The organism is Streptomyces sp. Root431, from assembly GCF_001426585.1.
Taxonomy (GTDB): Bacteria; Actinomycetota; Actinomycetes; order Streptomycetales; family Streptomycetaceae; genus Streptomyces; species Streptomyces stackebrandtii.
Genome location: NZ_LMEI01000006.1, coordinates 497,375 through 518,526, shown reverse-complemented (window position 1 = coordinate 518,526; position 21,152 = coordinate 497,375). Strand labels below are relative to the sequence as shown.

At 73.1% G+C, this 21,152-nt stretch carries 17 protein-coding genes and 1 riboswitch; of the genes, 7 read left to right on the top strand and 10 right to left on the bottom strand.

Annotation, left to right across the window (positions count from 1 at the left end; genetic code table 11):
* Positions 1-119 precede the first annotated feature (119 nt).
* The 3 genes from ASC82_RS06715 to ASC82_RS06705 form a co-directional block, all read right to left on the bottom strand.
* Positions 120-1,154, bottom strand: a complete 1,035-nt coding sequence (locus ASC82_RS06715; protein ID WP_056642929.1) for a LacI family DNA-binding transcriptional regulator — start codon at positions 1,152-1,154, stop codon at positions 120-122.
* Positions 1,155-1,258: 104 nt separating this feature from the next.
* A complete protein-coding gene (locus tag ASC82_RS06710) occupies positions 1,259-1,591 on the bottom strand; it encodes a putative quinol monooxygenase (protein ID WP_056642926.1) in 333 nt (110 codons plus the stop codon).
* 45 nt (positions 1,592-1,636) lie between these two features.
* Positions 1,637-2,401 carry an IclR family transcriptional regulator C-terminal domain-containing protein gene (locus ASC82_RS06705; protein WP_056642923.1) on the bottom strand — a complete coding sequence of 255 codons (765 nt, stop codon included), beginning with the start codon at positions 2,399-2,401 and terminating at the stop codon, positions 1,637-1,639.
* A 199-nt stretch (positions 2,402-2,600) separates the two neighbouring features.
* Here ASC82_RS06705 and ASC82_RS06700 point away from each other — a divergent pair, with 199 nt between their 5' ends.
* From ASC82_RS06700 to ASC82_RS06680, 5 genes are all read left to right on the top strand, one after another.
* A complete protein-coding gene (locus ASC82_RS06700; RefSeq protein WP_079039097.1) occupies positions 2,601-4,340 on the top strand; it encodes a VanW family protein in 1,740 nt (579 codons plus the stop codon).
* Positions 4,341-4,457: 117 nt separating this feature from the next.
* Entirely contained in the window at positions 4,458-5,489 is a 1,032-nt protein-coding gene (locus ASC82_RS06695; protein ID WP_056642919.1) for a serine hydrolase domain-containing protein, read from the top strand.
* A 107-nt stretch (positions 5,490-5,596) separates the two neighbouring features.
* Complete coding sequence (locus tag ASC82_RS06690) at positions 5,597-6,289, top strand: GNAT family protein (RefSeq protein ID WP_056642917.1); 693 nt, start codon at positions 5,597-5,599, stop codon at positions 6,287-6,289.
* A 27-nt stretch (positions 6,290-6,316) separates the two neighbouring features.
* Positions 6,317-7,762 carry a glyceraldehyde-3-phosphate dehydrogenase gene (locus ASC82_RS06685; protein ID WP_056642913.1) on the top strand — a complete coding sequence of 482 codons (1,446 nt, stop codon included), beginning with the start codon at positions 6,317-6,319 and terminating at the stop codon, positions 7,760-7,762.
* Positions 7,763-7,847: 85 nt separating this feature from the next.
* A riboswitch (ZMP/ZTP riboswitch) is annotated at positions 7,848-7,943 on the top strand.
* Between the two features lie 34 nt (positions 7,944-7,977).
* Positions 7,978-9,135 carry a phosphoribosylaminoimidazolecarboxamide formyltransferase gene (locus ASC82_RS06680; RefSeq protein WP_056642910.1) on the top strand — a complete coding sequence of 386 codons (1,158 nt, stop codon included), beginning with the start codon at positions 7,978-7,980 and terminating at the stop codon, positions 9,133-9,135.
* Positions 9,136-9,155: 20 nt separating this feature from the next.
* Here ASC82_RS06680 and ASC82_RS06675 read toward each other — a convergent pair whose 3' ends face one another.
* Positions 9,156-10,844 carry a glycosyl hydrolase family 8 gene (locus ASC82_RS06675; RefSeq protein ID WP_056642907.1) on the bottom strand — a complete coding sequence of 563 codons (1,689 nt, stop codon included), beginning with the start codon at positions 10,842-10,844 and terminating at the stop codon, positions 9,156-9,158.
* A gap of 121 nt (positions 10,845-10,965) precedes the next feature.
* Positions 10,966-12,180, bottom strand: coding sequence for a S8 family peptidase (locus ASC82_RS06670; RefSeq protein ID WP_056642904.1), 1,215 nt, complete (start codon positions 12,178-12,180; stop codon positions 10,966-10,968).
* Positions 12,181-12,512: 332 nt separating this feature from the next.
* On the opposite strand from ASC82_RS06670, the gene ASC82_RS06665 reads away from it, so the two are divergent.
* Positions 12,513-13,004: a GreA/GreB family elongation factor gene (locus ASC82_RS06665; RefSeq protein WP_056642901.1), complete on the top strand. Its 492-nt coding sequence runs from the start codon at positions 12,513-12,515 to the stop codon at positions 13,002-13,004.
* A 127-nt stretch (positions 13,005-13,131) separates the two neighbouring features.
* Here ASC82_RS06665 and ASC82_RS06660 read toward each other — a convergent pair whose 3' ends face one another.
* The 3 genes from ASC82_RS06660 to ASC82_RS06650 are packed head-to-tail and all read right to left on the bottom strand — an operon-like array spanning position 13,132 to position 15,577.
* A complete protein-coding gene (locus ASC82_RS06660) occupies positions 13,132-13,767 on the bottom strand; it encodes a DUF1345 domain-containing protein (RefSeq protein WP_242427579.1) in 636 nt (211 codons plus the stop codon).
* 2 nt (positions 13,768-13,769) lie between these two features.
* Complete coding sequence (locus tag ASC82_RS06655) at positions 13,770-14,585, bottom strand: family 1 encapsulin nanocompartment shell protein (protein WP_056642898.1); 816 nt, start codon at positions 14,583-14,585, stop codon at positions 13,770-13,772.
* Positions 14,582-15,577 carry a Dyp-type peroxidase gene (locus tag ASC82_RS06650; RefSeq protein WP_056642895.1) on the bottom strand — a complete coding sequence of 332 codons (996 nt, stop codon included), beginning with the start codon at positions 15,575-15,577 and terminating at the stop codon, positions 14,582-14,584. Before ASC82_RS06650 ends, ASC82_RS06655 begins: the two co-directional genes overlap by 4 nt.
* A 305-nt stretch (positions 15,578-15,882) precedes the next feature.
* On the opposite strand from ASC82_RS06650, the gene ASC82_RS06645 reads away from it, so the two are divergent.
* Entirely contained in the window at positions 15,883-18,153 is a 2,271-nt protein-coding gene (locus ASC82_RS06645; protein ID WP_056643408.1) for an FdhF/YdeP family oxidoreductase, read from the top strand.
* On the opposite strand, the gene ASC82_RS06640 is transcribed toward ASC82_RS06645, so the two are convergent.
* Together ASC82_RS06640 and ASC82_RS06635 are read right to left on the bottom strand one after the other, a co-directional pair.
* Positions 18,131-19,768 (bottom strand): FUSC family protein, encoded by a 1,638-nt coding sequence (locus ASC82_RS06640; RefSeq protein ID WP_242427599.1) that lies wholly within the window; start codon positions 19,766-19,768, stop codon positions 18,131-18,133. The two genes, ASC82_RS06645 and ASC82_RS06640, sit on opposite strands and share 23 nt — an antisense overlap.
* 119 nt (positions 19,769-19,887) lie before the next feature.
* Positions 19,888-21,060 carry a molybdopterin-binding protein gene (locus ASC82_RS06635; RefSeq protein ID WP_242427578.1) on the bottom strand — a complete coding sequence of 391 codons (1,173 nt, stop codon included), beginning with the start codon at positions 21,058-21,060 and terminating at the stop codon, positions 19,888-19,890.
* Between the last annotated feature and the right edge of the window lie 92 nt (positions 21,061-21,152).

The following is a 21,152-nucleotide window of genomic DNA, read 5'->3' as shown; positions in this document are numbered from 1 at the left end:
GGCTGCATCTCGGACCGGGCGGGGCGCGGGGAGCGGGGCGCCGCAAGCGGGGCGTCAGGAGCGGGGCGTCGGGGCGTCAGGAGCGGCGTGACGCGAGCGGCGCGTCAGGAGGAGGCGCGTCAGGACGAGGCGCGGACGACCAGTTCGGTGGGGAGCATCCGGCGGGGCTGCTCGTCCGGCTCGCTGGGCGCGGCGATCTCCTGGAGGAGCAGGCGCGCCATCGTGCGGCCCATCTCCTCGATGGGCTGCCGGACGCTCGTCAGCGGCGGGTCCATGTGCCGGGCGACGGCCGAGTCGTCGACGCCGACGAGCGCGACGTCCTCGGGGACCCGGCGGCCCGCCGCGCGCAGCACCGCGCGCGCCCCGGCCGCCATCACGTCGGAGGCGGCGAAGACGGCGTCCAGGTCCGGCCTGCGGTCCAGGAGCTCCCGCATGGCGCGCCGGCCGCCCTCCTCGGTGAAGTCGCCGTTGGCGACGAGCTCCTCGTCGGGCGCGAGTCCGGCGTCCGCCAGGCCCTCGCGGTAGCCGTCGAGGCGGCAGCGGGCCACGTACATGTCGAGGGGGCCGGTGATGGTGGCGATCGCGCGCCGGCCGCGCGCGGCGAGATGGGCGACGGCGGTCCGGCCTGCGCCGGTGTTGTCGGAGTCGACGAAGGCGACCCGCTCGTCCTCGCGGCGGCGGCCGTTGAGGACGGCGGGCAGGCCGAGGGCGCGGACCTGGTCCGGGAGCGGGTCGTCGCCGTGGACGGAGACGAGCAGGACGCCGTCGACGCGCTGGGCGGCGAGGTACTGCTCGAAGCGCTGCCGCTCCTGCTCGCTGCGGATCAGGGTGAGCAGCAACTGCTTGTCGGCGTCGGCCAGTTCGGCGCTGACGCCGCGGATGATGTCGAGGAAGTACGGCTCGGCGAAGAGGCGGGCCTCGGTCTCGGGGATCACCAGGGCGACGGCGTCGGTGCGGCTGCCGGCGAGGGCGCGGGCGGCGCGGTTGGGGACGTAGCCGAGTTCGGCGACGGCCTGTTCGACGGCGGCCTTGGCCTGTTCGCTGACTTTCGGGGAGCCGTTGATGACCCGGGAGACCGTGCCGCGGCCGACTCCGGCCCGGGCCGCGACCTCTTCCAGGGTGGGCCTGCCGGTCTGCCGTCCGCTCACCGCCATGTGCCGCTTCTCCCCTCGGGCCGCCGCCCCGCCTGCGTTTCCCGCGAACCTATCAGGCGGGGCGGTGGCTGCCCGGGGGGTCGCTCCCAGGCGCCCGGGAGCGGTCAGTTGGCGTCGGTCGGGGTGAGCTCGGCCATCGCGCCCCAGCCCTGCTGCGGGACCTCGACATTGATGATCTCGGGGGTGGTGGCGATGGCTCCGGCCATGGCGGCGAGACCGGCCGCGAAGTGCGCGGAGGAGACGTGGGCGGCGCCGGCCTCGGCGTCGGCGAACGCCTCCAGGAGGACGAAGACGTTCGGGTCGTCGACGCTGCGGGACCAGTCGAAGAAGAGGTTGCCGGGCTCCTCGCGGGTGGCGCGGGTGAAGTCGGCGACCAGGTCGAGCCAGCGGTCGGCGTGGTCGGGTCGGGCGGTGAAACGGACGGCGATGAAGATCATGCGTCCAGCCTGCGACGCTCCCGCGCGGCGGGCCAGCCGGGCGGGTCAGGTTTCCGGCAGGGCCGGAAACTCGGGGACGGCGCGGGCGAGCGCCGCCCGGATCTCTCCCTGTCGCCGTCCGAAGTCGGCGGTGGGGAGCGAGACGGAGAGCGCGTGCACGATGCCGTCGCCGCGCTCGGGCAGCGCCACGGCGAGGCAGGTGTAGGCGAGGTCCGCCTCGCCCACGGAGACGGCGAATCCCTGGCCGCGCACCCGGGCGGCCTCCGCCTCGAAGCGCTCGGCGCTGGTGATGGTCCGCTCGGTGAAGCGGGCCATGCCGTGCTCCGCGAGGTAGCGGCGGCGCAGCGGGCGCGGGAGCGCGGCGAGGAGCGCCTTGCCGTGGGCGGTGGCGTGGGCGCGGTCCTCGGGGCCCGGGGTGAAGGGGTGGGCGGCGTCGGTCACCGGGGCGGTCGTGTCGACGACGGTGATCAGGCCGTCGCGGTAGGCGGTGTGGTACGCCTCCGCTCCCGTGGCCCGCCGCAGCCTGCCGAGGAGTTCGCCGGTCCCGGCGCCGAGGCCGTGGTGGCGCTGGTGGGAGCGGTGCAGGGCGGGTACGCGGGGCCCGGGGGCGTACCCCTCCGCGGTGCGGACGAGGTAGCCGCGCGCGAGCAGGGGCCCGGTGACGTGGTAGACGGTCGAGAGGGCGCAGCCGAGCCGCCGGGCCAGCGTCTTCGCGCCGACGGGCCGGTCGGCGTCGGCGACGGCGTCGAGCACGGCGAGGGCCCGGTCGACGGACTGGGGTCCGGGACTGGGGCTCGGGGTGGCGGGCATCGCTCCAGCTTAGGCGGCCGCCTGCCGCTCCCTCCCTCGCGCAGGTGCCTCGGACCCTCGCGCAGGCGCCTCGGAACGCTCCGTACCGCTTCCACCCCGCTCCGTATCCCCGCAGGTCAACCCTGCTTTATGTGCATTTGACACTCTTTCGGCGTACCGTCGTGGAGATCCCTCCACCCTCGACGCCCCGGGAGAGCGTGTGCCCCGCTCCAGGACCGACCATGCCCCGACGCCCCGTGAGGGGCGCAGTCCGCGCCTCCGGACGGCGGCGATCGCGACGGGTGTGGTCGCCGTCGCCGCGGGCGGACTGTACGTCGCGGGGCTGGTCACGACCGGGGACGACATATCCGCCGGCACCAGCGTCGCCGGCGTGGACGTGGGCGGCATGAGCCGCGCGGAGGCGCGGGCGAAGCTCGCGGCCGAGGCACCCGCCTCCTGGAACGCGCCGATACCCGTCCAGGTCGGCGAGCGCGCGGCCACCGTCTCCCCCGCGGCCGCGGGCCTCACGGTCGACGTGGAGAAGACCGCCGACCTGGCGGCCGACCCGTCCCGCGACCCCGTGACCGTCATCGGCCGCCTCTTCTCCTCCGGCGAGCGCGAGATCCAGCCGGTGTTCGCCTACGACGAGGCCAAGGCGAAGGCCGCCGTGGCCGAGCTGGCCAAGAAGAACGACCGGAAGGTCCGCGAGGGATCCGTGGCCTTCCGCGAGGGCGAGGCCGTCGCGACCCGGGCGGTGACCGGCCAGAAGCTCGACACCGGGCGGGCCGTCGAGAACCTCCGCGCCGCCTATCCCGCCGCTTCGGGCGCCGCGCCCGTGACCCTCCCCGTGACCCTCACGGAGCCGAAGCTGACCGACTCCGAGGTCACCCGCTTCCTCGACGCGTACGCGAAGCCCGCCGTCTCCGGCCCGGTGACGCTCACGGCCGGGAGCGAGCAGTTGCGGATCTCCCCCGCCACCCTCGGCGACCACCTCACGGTGAAGGCCGAGAACGGCAGGCTCAGCGGCTCGCTCGACTCCGAGGCCCTCCTGCGCGACCCCGACGTCGCCGAGCCCCTCGCGTCCCTGACGGGCGCGCCCGTGGAGGCGACCCTCGGGGTGCGCGACGGCAAGGTCGTCGTCGAGAAGGAGGGCAAGCCGGGGCAGGAGGTGACGGCGCGGGCCCTCGGCGACGCCGTGCGCCCGCTGCTCACGAAGGACGGCTCCGCGGCCCGTACGGCCTCGGTGGCCACCAAGGTCACGCAGCCCGAGCTGACCTCCGACTCCCTGGCCCGCCTCGGCATCACCGAGCAGATGTCGACCTTCACGGTCGACTTCCCGACCGCGCCCTACCGGACGACGAACATCGGCCGGGCCGCCGAGCTGATCAACGGCTCGATCGTGCAGCCCGGCGAGGTGTGGAGCTTCAACGAGACGGTCGGCGAGCGCACCCCGGACAACGGCTTCGTGGACGGCACGATGATCCTCGACGGCCGGTACCAGTCCGCGCCGGGCGGCGGCGTCTCGGCCATGGCCACCACCGTCTTCAACGCGATGTTCTTCGCCGGGGTGAAGCCCGTCGAGTACGGCGCCCACTCCTTCTACATCGAGCGCTACCCGGCCGGCCGCGAGGCCACCGTCGCCTGGGGCAGCCTGGACCTGAAGTTCCGCAACGACTCGGGCAAGCCGATCTACATCAAGGCGGGCGCGACGGACTCCTCGGTCACCGTCAGCTTCCTCGGCACGAAGAAGTACGACTCCGTGGAGGCGGTGGCCGGTCCGCGCACCAACCTCACGGAGCCCACGAAGCGCGAGGGCACCGGCGAGACCTGTGTGCCGCAGCCGCCCCTCGAAGGCTTCGACATCTCGGTGGACCGGGTCTTCACGAAGGACGGCGTCGAGGTGAAGCGGGAGCCCTTCACGACCCACTACACCCCGCGTGACGAGGTCACGTGCAAGTGACCTCCTGGGACGGGAGCTGACGGAAGGGTGTCTTCCCCCACTGCCCGGGCATGACTCCGGAGCGCGGCCCGTCGGCCCCCCGGGGACGGGTGCGCCCCGACCCGCCGGAGGCACGTCTTGTCCCAGCGCAGCGATCCCTTCGAACGGCTCCTCGACGACGGCGTGCGCGCGGGCGTGTACCCCGGGGCGGTGTGGGCCGTGGGCGACGCCCGTACGGCCCTCTCCGAGGGGGCCGTCGGAGCGCTCGATCCCGCGCGGCCCGGCGATCCGACGCTCCGGGACACGCTCTTCGACGTCGCGAGCCTGACCAAGATCCTCGCGGTCTGGGCCGTGGTCGGCACCCTCGTCGACGCCGGGAAGCTGGAGCCGGACGCGCCGCTCGGCTCGTACTGGCCGGAGGCGGCGGGGCGGCCCCTCGCCGGCGTCACGGCCCTGAACCTCCTCACCCACACCGCCGGGCTGCCGCTGCGCGCCAATCTGCGGCCCCTGTACGGCTCCGATCCGCAGGACGTCCGGGACGGGGTCCTCGCCGAGCCCCTGCGGCACCGGCCCGGGGAGGCCGTCGCGTACACCGACCGGGCCGCGCTCGTCCTCGGCTACCTCGCCGAGCACCTCACGCGCCGACCGCTGACCCGGCTCGCCCAGGACCGGGTCTGGACGCCGCTGGGCATGACGGAGACCCGGTACGGGCCGCTGCCCGCCGGCGTCGTGGAGCGCTGCGCGCCGACCGAGTACGACGAGGAGAGCGGCGCGCCGCTGCGGGGCACCGTGCACGACTTCTCGGCCCGCCTGCTCGGCGGCGCCTGCGGGATCGCCGGCGTCTTCACCACGGCCGGGGACATCGGCCGCTTCCTGCGGCACCTCCTCGCCCCGGTCCCCGGGACCTTCTCCGCCGAGTGGACGGCGGCCTCGCTGCGCGTCCGCACCGGCGCGCTCACCCCGCCGCGCGGCCTCTTCTGGCACCCGGCGCCCGGCACGGACCCGGCGGACGACATCTGGGCGCACTTCGGTTTCACCGGCACGGGACTGTGGGTCTCGCCCGCGCGCGGCCGCTGGGCGGTCCTCCTCACGAACCGGCTGTACTTCACGCGGGACCCCGGCCCGCTCGCGCGCGTCCGCGACGTCTTCCGGACGCTCGCGTTCCCCTGAGGAGCCCACCCCCCGAAACGCAGGTGCTCCCTCGGCGGGACTCTGCGATTCTGCTTCCCGCTCGGCGGTGATCGCCGAGTCCGAACGGATGCACGGGGTGCGAGCGCATGGGATTCACGCTGGAAGGGCCGGTTCTGGAGGGCGCGTTCGTGCGCCTGGAGCCGCTGGGGCATCAGCACGTCACCGGACTGGCGCGGGCCGCCGAGGAGAGCCGGGACTCGTACGGCTTCACCTGGGTGCCGGGGCGGGAGGGGATGGGGGCGTACGTCGACACGCAGCTCGGCCGCGCCGCCGACGGCAAGCTCGCCCCGTACGCGCAGGTGGACGTGGCGACCGGGCGGGTGGTCGGCGCCACCTCCTTCTGGGATCCGCGCTTCTGGCCCTCCGACGGGCGCCTGTGCGCGATCGAGATCGGTTTCACCTGGCTCGCGGCCTCCGCCCAGGGGGCGGGCGTGAACGCCGAGGCCAAGTACCTGCTCTTCCGGCACGCCTTCGAGAGCTGGGACGTGGCCCGGGTCGACCTCAAGACGGACGCGCGCAACGCCCGCTCCCGGGCGGCCATCGAGCGGGCGGGCGCGACCTTCGAGGGCGTCCTGCGGAACTGGTCCGTCTCCTGGGTCCCGGGCGAGGAGGGCCGCCTCCGCGACACCGCCGTCTTCTCGATCGTGGCCGAGGAGTGGCCCGCGCGCCGGGCGGCCCTGGAGGAGCGTCTGGCGCGCGTCCACGAGCGGCGGGCGGGGGCGGAACGTGGGATGCGCCACCCCTCTGAAGCACCACACGGACCTGGGGTTACCATATGAGCGCCGCCTAGCTCGAAAGATAAACTTGTGACTGTCAATGACGACTCGTTCACCAGCTGGAAGAACCGCGAGGAGATCGCGGAGTCGATGATCCCGATCATCGGGAAGCTGCACCGGGAGCAGGACGTCACCGTCCTGGTCCACAGCCGCTCCCTGGTGAACAAGTCGGTGGTCAGCATCCTCAAGACCCACCGCTTCGCCCGGCAGATCGACGGCGAGGAGCTCTCGGTCACCGAGACGCTCCCGTTCCTCCAGACGCTCACGACCCTCGACCTTGGCCCGTGCCAGATCGACATCGGCGTGCTGGCCGCGGACTACAAGACCGACGACCGCGGTCTCACCGTCGCCGAGTTCACCGCCGAGGCCGTCGCCGGCGCCATCGGCGAGAACAAGATCGAGCGCCGTGACGGCCGCGACGTCGTCCTGTACGGCTTCGGCCGCATCGGCCGGCTCGTCGCCCGCCTCCTCATCGAGAAGGCCGGCTCCGGCAACGGTCTGCGCCTGCGGGCGATCGTCGTCCGCGGCGGCGGCGACCAGGACCTGGTGAAGCGCGCCTCGCTGCTGCGCCGCGACTCGATCCACGGCCAGTTCCAGGGCACGATCACGGTCGACGAGGCGAACAGCACGATCGTCGCCAACGGCAACACGATCAAGGTGATCTACGCCAACGACCCCTCCGAGGTCGACTACACGGCGTACGGCATCGAGAACGCCATCCTCATCGACAACACCGGCAAGTGGCGCGACCGCGAGGGCCTCTCCAAGCACCTGCGCCCCGGCATCGACAAGGTCGTCCTGACCGCGCCCGGCAAGGGCGACGTGCCGAACATCGTGCACGGTGTGAACCACGAGACGGTCAAGCCGGACGAGAAGATCCTGTCCTGCGCGTCCTGCACGACCAACGCGATCGTCCCGCCGCTCAAGGCGATGGACGACGAGTACGGCGTGCTCCGCGGTCACGTCGAGACGGTCCACTCGTTCACGAACGACCAGAACCTGCTCGACAACTACCACAAGGCCGACCGTCGCGGCCGCTCGGCGCCGCTGAACATGGTGATCACCGAGACCGGTGCCGCCTCGGCCGTCGCCAAGGCGCTGCCGGACCTCAAGGCCCCGATCACCGGCAGCTCGATCCGCGTGCCCGTGCCGGACGTCTCGATCGCCATCCTGAGCCTGCGCCTGGGCCGCGAGACCACCCGCGAAGAGGTCCTCGAGTACCTCCGCGACGTCTCGCTGCACTCGCCGCTCAAGCGTCAGATCGACTTCACCACGGCCCCCGACGCCGTCTCGATGGACTTCGTCGGCTCGCGCCACGCGTCGATCGTCGACGCCGGCGCGACCAAGGTCGACGGCGACAACGCGATCCTCTACCTGTGGTACGACAACGAGTTCGGCTACTCGTGCCAGGTCATCCGGGTCGTCCAGCACGTCTCCGGCGTGGAGTACCCGACCTTCCCGGTCCCGGCGGTCTGATCCCCCGGAGTCCGACAGCACGGCCGCGCGCCGCACTTCCCGTACGGGGGGTGCGGCGCGCCGCGTTTCCGGCCGGCGGTAGCATCGTGCCCGCCGCGACTGGCGAAGGTGGATCACCACCGGGGAGCGGCAGTTGAGCCCGTCCTTCCCCGCGTACGCGTCGACCGCCTGGGCGCCTGCGTCAGTGATGTCCCGCTGACCCAGGAGGTCTTGAGATGGAACTGCGTTACGGCATCAATCCCCAGCAGCTGGTGGCGAGCGCCGTACCGGTGGAGTCCGGGAGACGGCCGGTCCGGGTGCTGAACGGCAGCCCGTCCTACGTCAACCTCCTCGACGCGCTGAACAGTTGGCAGCTCGTACGGGAGGCGGGCCGCGTCCTGGGGCGGCCGGCCGCCGCCTCCTTCAAGCACGTCTCGCCGGCCGGCGCGGCGGTCGCCGGGCCCGTCGACGAGGTGACCGCCGAGGCGTACGGCGTCGACCGGGCCCGCGTCGGGACGCTCACCAGCGCCTACCTGCGGGCCCGTGACGCCGACCCGAAGTCGTCCTACGGCGACTTCGCCGCCGTCTCGCGGCCGGTCGACGCCGAGCTCGCCGAGGTGCTGACCCGGGTGGTCTGCGACGGGGTCATCGCCCCCGGCTACGCTCCCGGCACCGTCGCGACCCTCGGCCGGAAGAAGAGCGGCCGCTTCCTGGTCATGGAGGCCGACGAGACCTTCACCCCGCCGGGCCAGGAGGCCCGGGAGGTGTTCGGCCTGCGGATCACGCAGCAGCGCGACGACGTGCCGCTCTCCCCCGCCCTCCTGGACGACGTCGTCTGCGGTGCGCTCGACGCCCCGGCCACGGAGGACCTGCTGCTCGGACTCGCGGTGCTGCGCCACACCCAGTCCAACTCGGTCTGTTACGTGCGCGGCGGCGCGACGCTCGGGATCGGCGCCGGGCAGCAGTCCCGGGTGGACTGCACCCGGCTGGCGGGCGCGAAGACCGACACGTGGTGGCTGCGCCGCCACCCCGCCGTCCGCGCGCTCGCCTTCCGGCCGGGCGTCCGCCGCCAGGACCGGATCAACTGGCGGATCCGGTTCGTCGAGGGCGACCTCACCCCGGACGAGCGCGCGCGCCTGTCCGGAGTCCTGTCCGTGCCCGCCCCCGACCTCACCGACGAGCAGCGCACCGAGTGGCTGGCCGAGCTGACCGGGGTGGCGTTCGCCTCGGACGGCGCTCTGCCCTTCCGCGACAACGTCGACCACGCGCACCGGCACGGCGTCGGCTTCATCGCCGAACCCGGCGGGTCGATCCGCTCCGCCGATGTGGAGGACGCCTGCCGCGAGCACGGCATCACGCTCGCCCGCACCGGACTGCGGCTCTTCCACCACTGATCGGAGCGGCCCCTACGGGCCTACGGGACCCAGTGGTTCCCCGAGGCCGTGATCATGACCTGGAGCTGGATGCTGGCCGAGAAGTAGCTGCTGGTGTCGACCGGCGTGACCAGCATCTTGTTCCAGAGGGCGTCCAGCCAGGCCTGGCTGCCCGGGTCGGTCATGGCGGCCACGGCGAACGGCGCGAAGAAGGCCGCCTCGCTGCCCGCCGAAATCTGGGTGCCGTTGAGCTTGTAGCCGATGGCGATCTTGTTCGGGTCGCCGCCGGTCTTCGTCTTGATCCAGCTGTTGAGCTTCCGCGCGGCGGCGAGCGAGCCGGCGTCCCCGCTGGTCACCGCGTCGTCGGCGATGCGCCACGGGGTGCGACACGCGTTCCACCAGTACGCGCCGTCGTTCGGGTCCTCCAGGACCTGGCCGGGGGCGGGCTTGGGCGTGGTGTTCGTGTCGACGACGAAGTCGGGCAGCAGGCCGGTGCCCGAGGCGTACGTCGACTGGAGGCGCGTGATCTGGGTCTGGTGCGCGGTGCGCACGGCGTCCCAGGTCGTGTCGCCGGAGGCCGTACGGAAGGCGCGGAAGTGGTCGACCATCCAGTCCGAGGTGCGGGAGATGTAGTAGTACTGGTCGCCGGAGCTGCTCCAGTCGCCCAGCTTCAGGAGCTTGGTCGTCGGGTTGAGCTCGTCCTTCTTGATCGCGGCGATGTGCTTGAGCGCGAGGTCCTTGTAGTTGTACGTGCCGGCGCTCCCCCACTGCTTGTCGGCGAGGAGCAGGCCGTAGGCCACGTCCATGTCGCCGTCGGTGGCGCCGTCGCCGCCGTTGACGCTCTTGCAGGCGACGTCCTGTTCGGCCGCGAGGAGGTTCGGGTTGATCGCGGACGGGTGGTCGATCTTCCACTTCACGAGACCGTCGAAGATCTTCTTCGCGTCGGGGTCGGCGCCGGCCATGGTCGCGGTGACGACCATGCCGTAGCCCTGGGCCTCGGCGACGTACGGGTGGTCGGCGTCGGGCGAGATGATCTGGTACCAGCCGTTGCCGCAGTTCTGCCGGACGAAGGCGGCCTTCCACTTGTTGTAGTAGTCGACGACCTTCTGGTCGATCGTGGCCTGGGCGCCGGAGGGCTTCAGGGTGCCGGCGGCGTAGGGCTTGAGGTGACTGCCGAAGGGGACGGCCGGTCCGCCGGGGACGCCGCCGCCGCTCGGGGAGCCGTAGACCTCGAACTCCCAGAGGGAGTAGCCGTACGGCGTGCCGCGCGCGGTCCCGTGCATGCGGAGGTAGCGGCCGCTGCCGGTGACCGCGAGGTCGTCGACGCCGCCGTCACCGGTCGTGGTCGCGTAGACGTCGGTCCAGGTCGACCCGTCGGCCGAGGTCTGTATTTTGTACGCCTTGCCGTACGCGGCCTCCCAGTTGAGCTTCACCCGGGAGACGGTGTGGTTCGTGCCGAGGTCGATGCGCACCCACTGCGGGTCGACGCCCTCCGCGCTGGCCCATCTGGTGGTGGCGCTGCCGTCGGCGGCCAGGCCGGGCTCGAACCCCGAGGCCTCGACGGACGAGGCCGTCACCGGCTTGCCGACGGAGACCAGGCTGTCGGCGGCGGCAGCCTGGTCCTGGGCGCGCGGCTGGGCCTGTGGTTGTGCCAGTGCCTGCGGCACCGACGTCAGGGGCAATACCAGCAATCCGGCGAGCCCGAGAAGCGAGACGCTTCGTCGACGCATGACAACTCCCTTTCCTTCACGACTCGTTCATGCATTCGTTAGGAAGTTTTCCTAACCATTGAGCCGCGAGGGTAGAGACGGTCGGGGGTCCGCGCAAGACCCCCGACCGGTCACATGCGCGTTACGGGACGATCCGCAGGAGGCGGTTGGGCGAGCCGCTGCCCGGGCTGGTCACCTTGTTCGGGGTCGCGCCGTTCACGAGGGCCGTCGCGACCTGCGCCGGAGTCGCGGAGGGGTGCCCCGCGAGGTAGACGGCCGCGGCGCCCGCGACGTGCGGGGTGGCCATCGACGTACCCGAGATCGTGTTGGTGGCCGTGTCGCTCGTGTTCCAGCCCGCGGTGATCGACACGCCGGGGGCGAAGAGGTCGAGCACCGAGCCGTAGTTGGACCAGCTCGCCTTGGCGTCCGTGTTGCTCGTGGCGCCGACCGTGATGGCGGCGGCGACCCGGGCGGGGGACGAGGAGGAGGCGTTGACACCGGAGTTGCCCGCGGCGACGGCGTAGGTGACGCCGTCCGCGATGGAGTTCTTCACCGCGTTGTCGAGGGCGGTGGAGGCGCCTCCGCCGAGGGAGAGGTTGGCGACGGCCGGGGCCCCCGCCGTGTGGTGGGAGGTGACCCAGTCGATGCCCGCGATGACGCCGGCGGTGGTGCCGGATCCGGCGTTGTCGAGGACGCGGACGGCGACGATCCTCGCGGCCTTGGCCACGCCGTACGTCGATCCCGCGATGGTGGTGGCGACGTGCGTGCCGTGCCCGTTGCCGTCCTGGGCGACGGTGTCGCCGTCGACCGCGTCGTAGCCGTTCACGGCCCTGCCGCCGAGCTGTGCGTGCGAGATGCGGACGCCGGTGTCGATGACGTACGCGGTGACGCCGCCGCCCGCCGAGTCGGGGTACGTGTACGAGCCGTCGAGCGGCAGGTTCGCCTGGTCGATGCGGTCCAGGCCCCAGGGGGCGTTGGTCTGCGTCGCGTCGGCACGGAAGACCCGGTTCTGCTCGACGGAGGCGACGGCGGGGTCGGCCGCGAGGCGGCGGGCCTCCGTTGCGCCGAGGGTGGCCGTGTAGCCGTTGAGGGCGGAGCCGAAGGTCTTGCGGACCGTGCCGCCGTAGCCGGCTATCAGGGTCCGGCCCTTGGCGGAGCCGGCCTTGAAGCCCGCGCCCTGCTTCAGGGTGACGATGTAGCTGCCGGGCACCGCGTCGGCCGAACCGGCCCCGAGGACGACGCCCTCGGCGGGGGCCGCCTGGGCGGGGACGGCGGCGAAGGTGCCGAGCAGGGCGGCCGCGGTCGCGGCGGAGACGGTCAGCGCGAGCCGGGCCTTGGTGCGCTGCGGGAGTGCCATACGAGGGAGTCCTCCTCTTCGGCGTCGCGCCTCGTGTGGGGCGGCGCGACTGTGGGGGGCGCGTGTGGGTCACACGCACGGTCCGGAGCCGTGTGGGCGCTCCGGGTGATCAGCAGACTGTCCGGTCTACGGGCGTAGCTCAAGGGAGTTGGAGGCTTGTCATGCATCTGCCATACTCCCGCAATCGAACTCCCGTCGAACCGCCAGAAAACACCCACCCCCTGACGGAAGGTCGAGAGCGACGAAATGCCCCGTTTCGCCTGATACCTTCGGTTTGCCGTGACCGACCCGCGGCACGCACACGTGCCGCCCGCAGCCCGACGGGATCAGACATGACCGGTGGACCCGAGCCCCTCAGCGATGTCGCCCGTGAGGCGTTCACGCGCGAACTCGCCGACCTGCGCACCGAACGCGAAGCGGTCGCCGTGACCTTGCGCGACGGCGGCGGCGATCAGGTGGGCGACCGCGCCGACCAGGCCGACGAACTCCAGCGCGTCACGGAGCTCCAGCACCTCGACGCCCGCATCGCCGAGATCGAGGGACGGCTGCGCGAGGGCGCCGTCGCCGGACCGCCGAGCACCGACACGGTCGGCGTCGGCAGCACCGTGACCCTGCGGCTCGCGGACGCCATGGAGGCGACCGTCCAGATCGGCGAGGTCGCCGAGGTCCTGGACGCGACCATGGTCACCGCCGACAGCCCCCTCGGCAGCGCGCTCCTCGGCCACCGCGTCGGCGACACCGTCACGTACGACACGCCCGGGGGCCCGGCGACCGCGGTCGTGCTGTCGCTCGGTGACGGCGACGGCAAGGGCGCTCCGTCATAGGCGGCGGTACCGCCCGGGACCGGCACGCCGAACAGGTGGAACAGGCCGGCCGCAAGGGCGGCCCCGGTCACACCGTCCTGGTCGCGCTCGCCCTCGCGCTGCCCTGGTGGCGCGCCTGATCACCTGCTCAGCCCGTGACGATGCCGGTGACCAGGTTGATGGTGGTGGCCAGGATGCTGGCGCCGAAGACGTACGACAGCAGGCAGTGCCGGAGGACGATCGCGCGGAGCGACGACTGCGAGACGTTCGTGTCGGAGACCTGGTAGGTCATGCCGAGGTTGAAGCTGAAGTAGAGGAAGTCGCTGTAGCGCGGCGGGTCGTCGGTGTTGAAGTCGATCCCGCCGCCGGGTTCCACGGCGTAGTAGTCGTACGCGTAGCGGGTCGCGTACATCAGGTGGAGCGCCGCCCAGGCCGTGAAGACGCCGCCGAGCGCCGTCGCGGCGGCGGCGTGGCCCAGGCCCGACTGCCCGACCAGGAGCATCACGATGATGCCGACGAGACCGCACACGGCGGTCCCGACGACGACGAGTTCCTCGACGACCGGCCGGAACTCCTCCCGCCGGACGTTGCGATGGGTGGTGGCCGCGTCCATGGGCCAGAGCACGAGCCAGCCCGTGACGACGAAGAGCGCCTCCGCCGCGGCGATGCCGGCAAGGGCGCCCAGCGGCGCGTCCGAGAGAAGGCCGACGAGCACGCCCGCCGCCGCCCCCACGGCCGTCGCTCCGACGAGCCGGGGGACGGCGTCGACCAGCCACCGGTGCACGGTCAGGCTTCCAGGACGACCACGGCCTCGTCCGTGTACGTGAGGAACGTCAGCGTCTCGTGGAAGTACAGGTCGATGGTGGTCGCGTCGTGACCCGTGTAGCCGATCGCCACGTCCTGGCCGAGCAGCAGCTCGAAGTCGCCGCCCCGGGTGGAGACGACGAAGCCGCCGCTGAGGGCCGGTGCCCAGATCGGCGAGCCGTCGAGCATCCGGCCCAGATGGGCGGCGATCGGGTACCCGTGGTCGGAGGTCTCGCTGACCGCCCGGTACTCGTCGGCGCCGAGCAGCAGCGCGTACGGCCCGTCGACGCCGACGAGCCGCAGCTGCGTCAGCGCCCGGCTGACGGCGTCGGGGTACTCTCGCGCCTCGGTGGGCAACCGCAGCACCGGGTGGGAGGAGCGGGAGCGCAGTCCGTCGACACCGGCGGCGCCGTACCCGTCGAAGATCGTGCGGTCCTCGACGTACGCCATCGTGCGCGCCGCGTCCTTGACGGGCTGCCAGTCGGAGTCCTTGGACCCGCGCTCGACGTCGTCCACGGCGGCCCGGGAGACGGAGAACGGCACCCGCAGTTCGACGATCGGCCTCGCCTCGCGCAACCGCGCCGAGACGCCGGGCGCGGGCGGGTGGATGTCGGTCAGGTGGCCGACACCGACGGCGGCGAGCCCGGGGCCGGCCGGGTCCGGTACGTCGACGACGCGGCGGCCGGCGACGTGCCGGCGGAAGGTACGGCGGGCCTCCTCCTCGATCTCCGCCCAGGCCGCGGGGGTGATCGGGGCGAGTTCCCGGTGCAGGTTGTTCGTCACGTCGGGAGTCGTCATGACGCGGGGGCTCCTTTCAGGCTGCCGATGCCCAGGGAGTCCCCGGGGCTCGCGGCGGCCGCGGACGGGGCGGCGGGGAGGTCGTCGAGCAGGTCGGCGCTCGGCACGAAGAAGAGGCAGCCGGTGACGGCGCGGGAGAAGTCGAGGATGCGGTCGGTGTTGCCCGGGGGATCTCCGAGGAACATGTTGCGCAGCATCCGCTCGGTGACGGCGGGCGTGCGGGCGTAGCCGATGAAGTAGGTGCCCATCTCGCCGCTGCCGACCTGGCCGAACGGCATGTTCTGGCGCAGGATCTGCTGCTCGGCGCCGTCGTCGTCGACGACCGTGTTGAGCGCGACGTGCGAGTCGGCGGGCTTGACGCCGTCGGGCAGTTCGACGTTGGCCTGCTTGGTGCGGCCGATGACGCGTTCCTGCTCCTCGACGGTGAGGGACTCCCAGGCCGTCATGTCGTGCAGGTACTTCTGCACGACGACATAGCTTCCGCCCCGGAAGTCCGGGTCCTCGTCGCCGATGCGGACCGCGTCGGCGGCGGCCTCGCCGGAGGGGTTCTCGCTGCCGTCGACGAAGCCGAGCAGGTCGCGCTCGTCGAAGTACGTGAAGCCGTGGACCTCGTCGACGACCGTCACCGCGCCGCCCAGCCGGTCCAGGATCAGCCGGGCCAGTTCGAAGCAGAGGTCCATGCGCCGGGCGCGGAGATGGAACAGCAGGTCACCGGGGGTGGCCGGGGCACGGTGGCGGGGGCCACGCAGGGGCGGGAAGGGGTGCAGGTCGCGCGGGCGCGGGCCGCCGACGAGCCGGTCCCAGGCGTCCGAGCCCACGCCGACGACGCAGCGGAGGGCGGACTCCGGGGACCGGAACCCCACCGAACGGGTCAGCCCGGCCAGGTCCTGGAGCACCTCCCGTACGGCCGTCTCCCCACCGGGGGACACGGTGGCCACCACGAAGACGGCCGTCGGGGAGGTGGGCGTGAGGACGGACTGCGCGACGACCATGGGACTCCCGTCGAACAAGACAAACAGTTGCAAAACAGATCATTGGGGCGGCGCCAGCGTATCCGCGTACGGACGGGACCGCCCGGCCGGACGGAGGCGCGGGTGGGGCCCCGCCCGGCCGGCCGAGGCGCGCGGGGCCTCCCGGGGCCGAGTGGCAGGCGCCCACCACCGGACCTAGCCTGCCGAAGAGAGCCGTATCGCCTCCCCGTGCCCGAAGGCCGGAAGGGTTGAGAGTCGTGAACGCCGACAGCGCCGACAACACCGACCAGGAACGTCCCCGGCACCCGGAACGGCCGGAGGCCCGTGTGGGGCCCACTCCCGAGGGCGAACCGGAGTTCCACCCGTACCACCACCCCGCGGCGGGCTGGGGCGCGGCCAAGAGCGTGACCCGCTTCCTCCTCGCCGAGGGCGCCCTCGTGGACGGCCCCCGCGCGATCATGAAGATGAACCACGAGAACACCGGGTTCGACTGCCCCGGCTGCGCGTGGCCTGACGACACCAAGGGCCTGCACCTCGACATCTGCGAGAACGGCATCAAGCACGTCACGTGGGAGATGACGAGGAAGCGGGTCGGGCGCGAGTTCTTCGCCGCGCACTCGGTGACCGAGCTTGCCGGGTGGAGCGACTACGACCTGGAGAACCAGGGCCGGCTGACCGAGCCGATGGTCTACGACCCGGACACGGACCACTACGTGCCGATCAGCTGGAAGGACGCCTTCGATGTGGTCGGGCGCACCCTGCGGGAGCTGGACAGCCCCCACCGGGCGGCCTTCTACACCTCCGGCCGGCTCGGCAACGAGGCGACGTTCCTCTACCAGCTGATGGCCCGCGAACTGGGCACGAACAACCTGCCGGACTGCTCCAACATGTGCCACGAGGCCAGCGGCCGCGCCCTCCAGGCCTCGCTGGGCACGGGCAAGGGGACCGTCGATCTGAAGGACTGGGAGTCCGCCGACGCGCTGTTCATCCTGGGCGTCAACGCCGCCTCCAACGCGCCCCGGATGCTCACCGCCCTCGCGGAGGCGCACCACCGCGGCGCGCAGATCGTGCACGTCAATCCACTGGTCGAGGCGGCCGCGACCCGCACGATCGTGCCCCACGACTTCCTCGACATGGCCCTCTTCAAGACGACGAAGACGAGCACCCTGAACCTCCAGCCGCGCATCGGCGGCGACATGGCGCTGCTGCGCGGCATGGCCAAGGCGATCCTGGAGCAGTCGGAGACCGACCCCAAGGCGCTGGACCGGGAGTTCATCGAGCGGCACACGGCCGGCTTCGACGAGTACCGCGCGGTGTGCGAGGCGACGTCGTGGGAGCAGCTGGAGAGGCAGTCCGGGCTGAGCCGCGCGGACATCCTCGCGGCGGCGCGCGTGTACGGGGAGGCCGACCGGTCCATCGTCAGCTGGTGTCTGGGCGTCACCCAGCACGAGCACGGCGTCGACACGGTCCGGGAGATCGTCAACGTCCTGCTGCTGCGCGGCAATCTGGGCCGCGAGGGCGCGGGCCCCTCCCCCGTCCGCGGCCACAGCAACGTCCAGGGCAACCGCACCTGCGGCATCGACCACCGCCCGAGCGAGGCCTTCCTCGACCGCCTCTCCGAGGTCTGCGGGATCGAACCGCCCCGCGAGCACGGCCTGGACACCGTCCGGACGATCACGGCCATGCACGACGGCGACGTCACGGTGTTCGTCGGCATGGGCGGCAACTTCGCCCTGGCGGCGCCGGACACCCCGTACACCTACGCGGCGCTCGCGAACTGCGACCTGACCGTGCAGGTGAGCACCAAGCTGAACCGCAGCCACGTCGTCCACGGCCGCCGGGCCCTGATCCTGCCGTGCCTCGGCCGGACCGAGAAGGACCACCAGCGCAAGGGGATCCAGAGCACCTCCGTCGAGGACTCGATGAGCATGGTCCACCTGTCCGTCGGCATGAAGCGCCCCGCGTCGCCGCACCTGCTCTCCGAGCCGGCCATCGTCGCGGGCATGGCGCGCGCGGCGCTGCCCGGCAGCGCGACGCCGTGGGAGTGGTACATCGAGGACTACGACCGCATCCGCGACACCATGGCCCGGGCCCTCGACGGCTTCGAGGACTTCAACCGGCGCGTCCGGCTGCCGCTCGGCTTCCGCATCAAGCAGCCCGCCCGGGAACTGGTCTTCCTCACGCCGTCCGGGCGCGCCGAGTTCTCCTCGGCGGCCCTGCCGGACGTCGTCCCCGCCCCCGGCACCCTGGCGCTCGGCACGATGCGGTCCCACGACCAGTGGAACACCACGATCTACTCCGACAACGACCGCTACCGGGGCGTCAAGAACCTCCGCACGCTCGTCTTCATGAACCGGGCCGACATGCGCGAGCGCGGCATCCCCGACCTCGGGCCCGTCGACATCACGAGCACCGCGAAGGACGGCAGCCGGCGGTTCCTGCGCGGCTACCTCGCGGTCCCGTACGACATCCCCCGGGGTTGCGCCGCCGGCTACATGCCGGAGATGAACGTGCTGTGCGCGCTGAGCGACTACAGCACCCAGAGCGACCAGCCGATCATGAAGCACCTCAAGGTCACGATCGGCCCGGCGGCCTGACGAGCCGCTCCAGGAGCCGGTACGCGCGCTGCTCGGCGGCGGCCAGTTCGGTGGGGTCCATCTCGGCGGGCCAGAGCTCGCCCGCCGCGGCGTCGTCGGCCTCGCGCAGCTCCACGACGGCCGCCGCGAGCCGCGTCTGCACGAGCGGGTACGCGCCCTCCGCCCCGTCGGCCAGGGCGCGTGCCGCCGCGTCGGCCGCCGCCGTGCACGCGGCGAGCGCGCGCTGCGCCCGGACCGCCGCCCGGTCGTGGACGACGAGCAGCGCGCAGAGCAGGGCGATGCCCATCCCGAGGACGCTGCCCAGCGCCCGGTCCTGGACGAGCGCCCCGGCCGGCGAGGCGGCGGCCAGGTCCGTGAGCAGCAGGGCGAGCGGGGTCAGGAAGACGACACCGAGGCCGTAGTTCCGGGCGACCACGTATTCGAGCAGGAACTCCAGGAGCACGATCACCAGGACCAGCACCACGGGCTCGGGGCCCGCGGCGAGCACGCCGAGGGCGAGCGCCAGACCGACGACCGTGCCGAGGGTGCGCTGGACGGCGCGCTGGGTCGCCGTACGGACGTTGATCGAGTGCAGGACGGCGGCGGCGGACACGGCCGCCCAGTAGCCGTGGCCGAGGCCGAGCAGCAGGGCGGCGCCGCCCGCGAGTCCGGTGCCGAGGACCATGCGCAGGGCGGGGACGAGCAGGACCGCGGCGTGCGTCGCGGAGTTCGGGCGGCCCGTCAGGAGTTCCGCGGCCCGGAGTTCGGCGGCGCGGCGCGTGGTCGGGTCGGGCGAGGCCGGGCCGGGCGCGGTGTCGTCCTTCGCCAGGGCGGACAGGAGCGCGAGTTCGGGCAGGAGCCGCGGGGCCCGCAGCCGACGGCTCACGAGCAGGCGGACCTGGGCGCGGAGGACGCGGGCCAGGCCGGTGGGGTCGTCGGACGGACGGCGGGCGCGGTCCATGAGCAGCGACCAGGCGAGGTCGGCGAGACGCACGCAGGTGCCGCCGCGGTCTCCGCGTGCGGCTCCGGCGGCGGTCGGTGGCACGAGCCCCAGCGTCCGGTACGCCTGGAGGACGGCGGCGGTCGCGCGATGCCGGGGAAGCCCCCTGCCGTACGCCGCGCCGGTGGCCTCCTGGACGTCGAGGAGGTCCGCGAGCTCGCGGAGCGCCGCGGCCACGGCGAGGCGCTGCGGCCGGTCCGGATGGACGAACCGGCCGGCGACGGCGAGCACCCAGGCCACGGCCGCGCCCGTCGCGGCCAGGGCGGTGTGGGGCAGGACGTCGGCCGGCGTCGAGGAGCCGTTGGCCGCCACGGCGAAGGAGAAAAGCAACAGGACCGCGCCGAGGCCGGTGAGGCGTGCCGCGTCGCAGGCGAACTTGGCGAGCCCGGCCACGACGGCCGTCGCAACGACCACCACGGCGGCGCCCGCTCCCCCGGCCGTCGGATCGGCCCACGCGGCGAGCGCCGAGCCGCCGCCCACGCAGGCGGTCATGGCCACGGCGACGACGGCGAGCACGCGGGCGCGCCGCGCGTACGGCAGGTTGCGGCCGAAGGTGGTGGTGAAGGAGCCGAGCATCGCGTAGACGGCCTGGTCCGCCCGCCCCGCCAGGGCCATCGGCAGGGCGGGCAGCGCCATCGCGAGGGCGGCCCGCAGCGCGAAGGACAGGGCGCCGTCCACGCTCTGCAGGGCGAGCGCCCCACGCGGGGAGAGGGCGCTCCGCGCACGAGCCGCCGTCCGGCGCACTCTTCCGGACGTCACGGTCCCGGTACTTCCAGCACCTCGACGTCGGTTCCGGCCGGTGCGCCGCCGGGCGGGACGACCGCGAGGCCGTCGGCGACCGCGAGACCGAGCAGCTTCGCCGGTCCGTCGCACGCGAGCGGGGCGACCCCGTGGGCCGCGCGCCGGACCGGGAGCAGCCGGGTGTCGTGCGGGTGCCCGGGCAGGTCCACGGCGGCGGACATCCGGTACGGCTCGGGGTCCGCGTGGCCGCCGAGGCGGCGCAGCAGGGGTACGGCGAGGGTGACCGCGCCGGCGACGGCGGCCTGCGGGTCGCCGGGCAGACCGACGAGGAGGCGGGGGCGGCCGTCGGGGAACGGCGGCAACTCGGCGAGCAGCATGGGGTGTCCGGGCCGTACGGCGACGGAGTCGACGAGGAGCCGCGCACCGGACCCGCCGAGGGCGGTGCGCAGCGGGTCCGTGGGCCCGGCGGCCGTACCGCCGGCCGCGACGACGACGTCGGCGGTGGAGTCGCGCAGGGCATCCCGCACCCGCGCGGTGTCTTCCTGGACGCGGCGGCGGCCGATCACCTCCGCACCGTGGCGGGTCAGCCACGGGTGGAGGAGCGGTCCGATGACGTCGGGGGCGCGATGGGCGCGGGCCGGGCCGGACCGCGGCAACTCCTCGTCGAGGAGGAGGAGTTCCACGCAGGGGCGGCGATGCACGGCGAGCCGGTCGTGACCGGCGGCGGCCGCGAGACCGAGGACGACCGGGGTGACGACCGTCCCGGCGGGAAGCAGCACCTCGCCCGTACGACCTTCCTGGCGGCGGGGAGGAGCGGGGACGGATCCGGCCGGTGGCACGTCGGTCTGGCTTGTCAGAGCCGTCGGGCCCGTCAGGGCCGTCAGAGATGCGGCGAGGGCGTGGCCGAGGGCCGCGTCGAGGTCGCGGGTCACGAGGGGCAGCGGCTGCCCGGCGCTGTCCCGCGCGCGGGCGCGGGCCTGCTCCCACGCCAGGGCGTGATGCGTCGGAGCGGGCTCGGCGGACGGGCGGGGCTGGGCGTTCGGAAAGGGCTCGGCAGCCGGACCGGGCTCGGCGTCCTCCGGACCGGGCTCGGCGGTCGGCCCCGGCGCGGCCATCAGATCGAGCAGTCGTTCGAGCGTGAAATCCCTGTTCAATTCCGCCTCGGCCGCAGCGATCCATTGACGCATTTGGTACATCCGGCTCCCCTTCTCCTCAGGCCCTGTTCTCGTGCGAAAGCCGCCGATGGCCGAGCCGGAATTCATCGCCATTCCCGATGGCC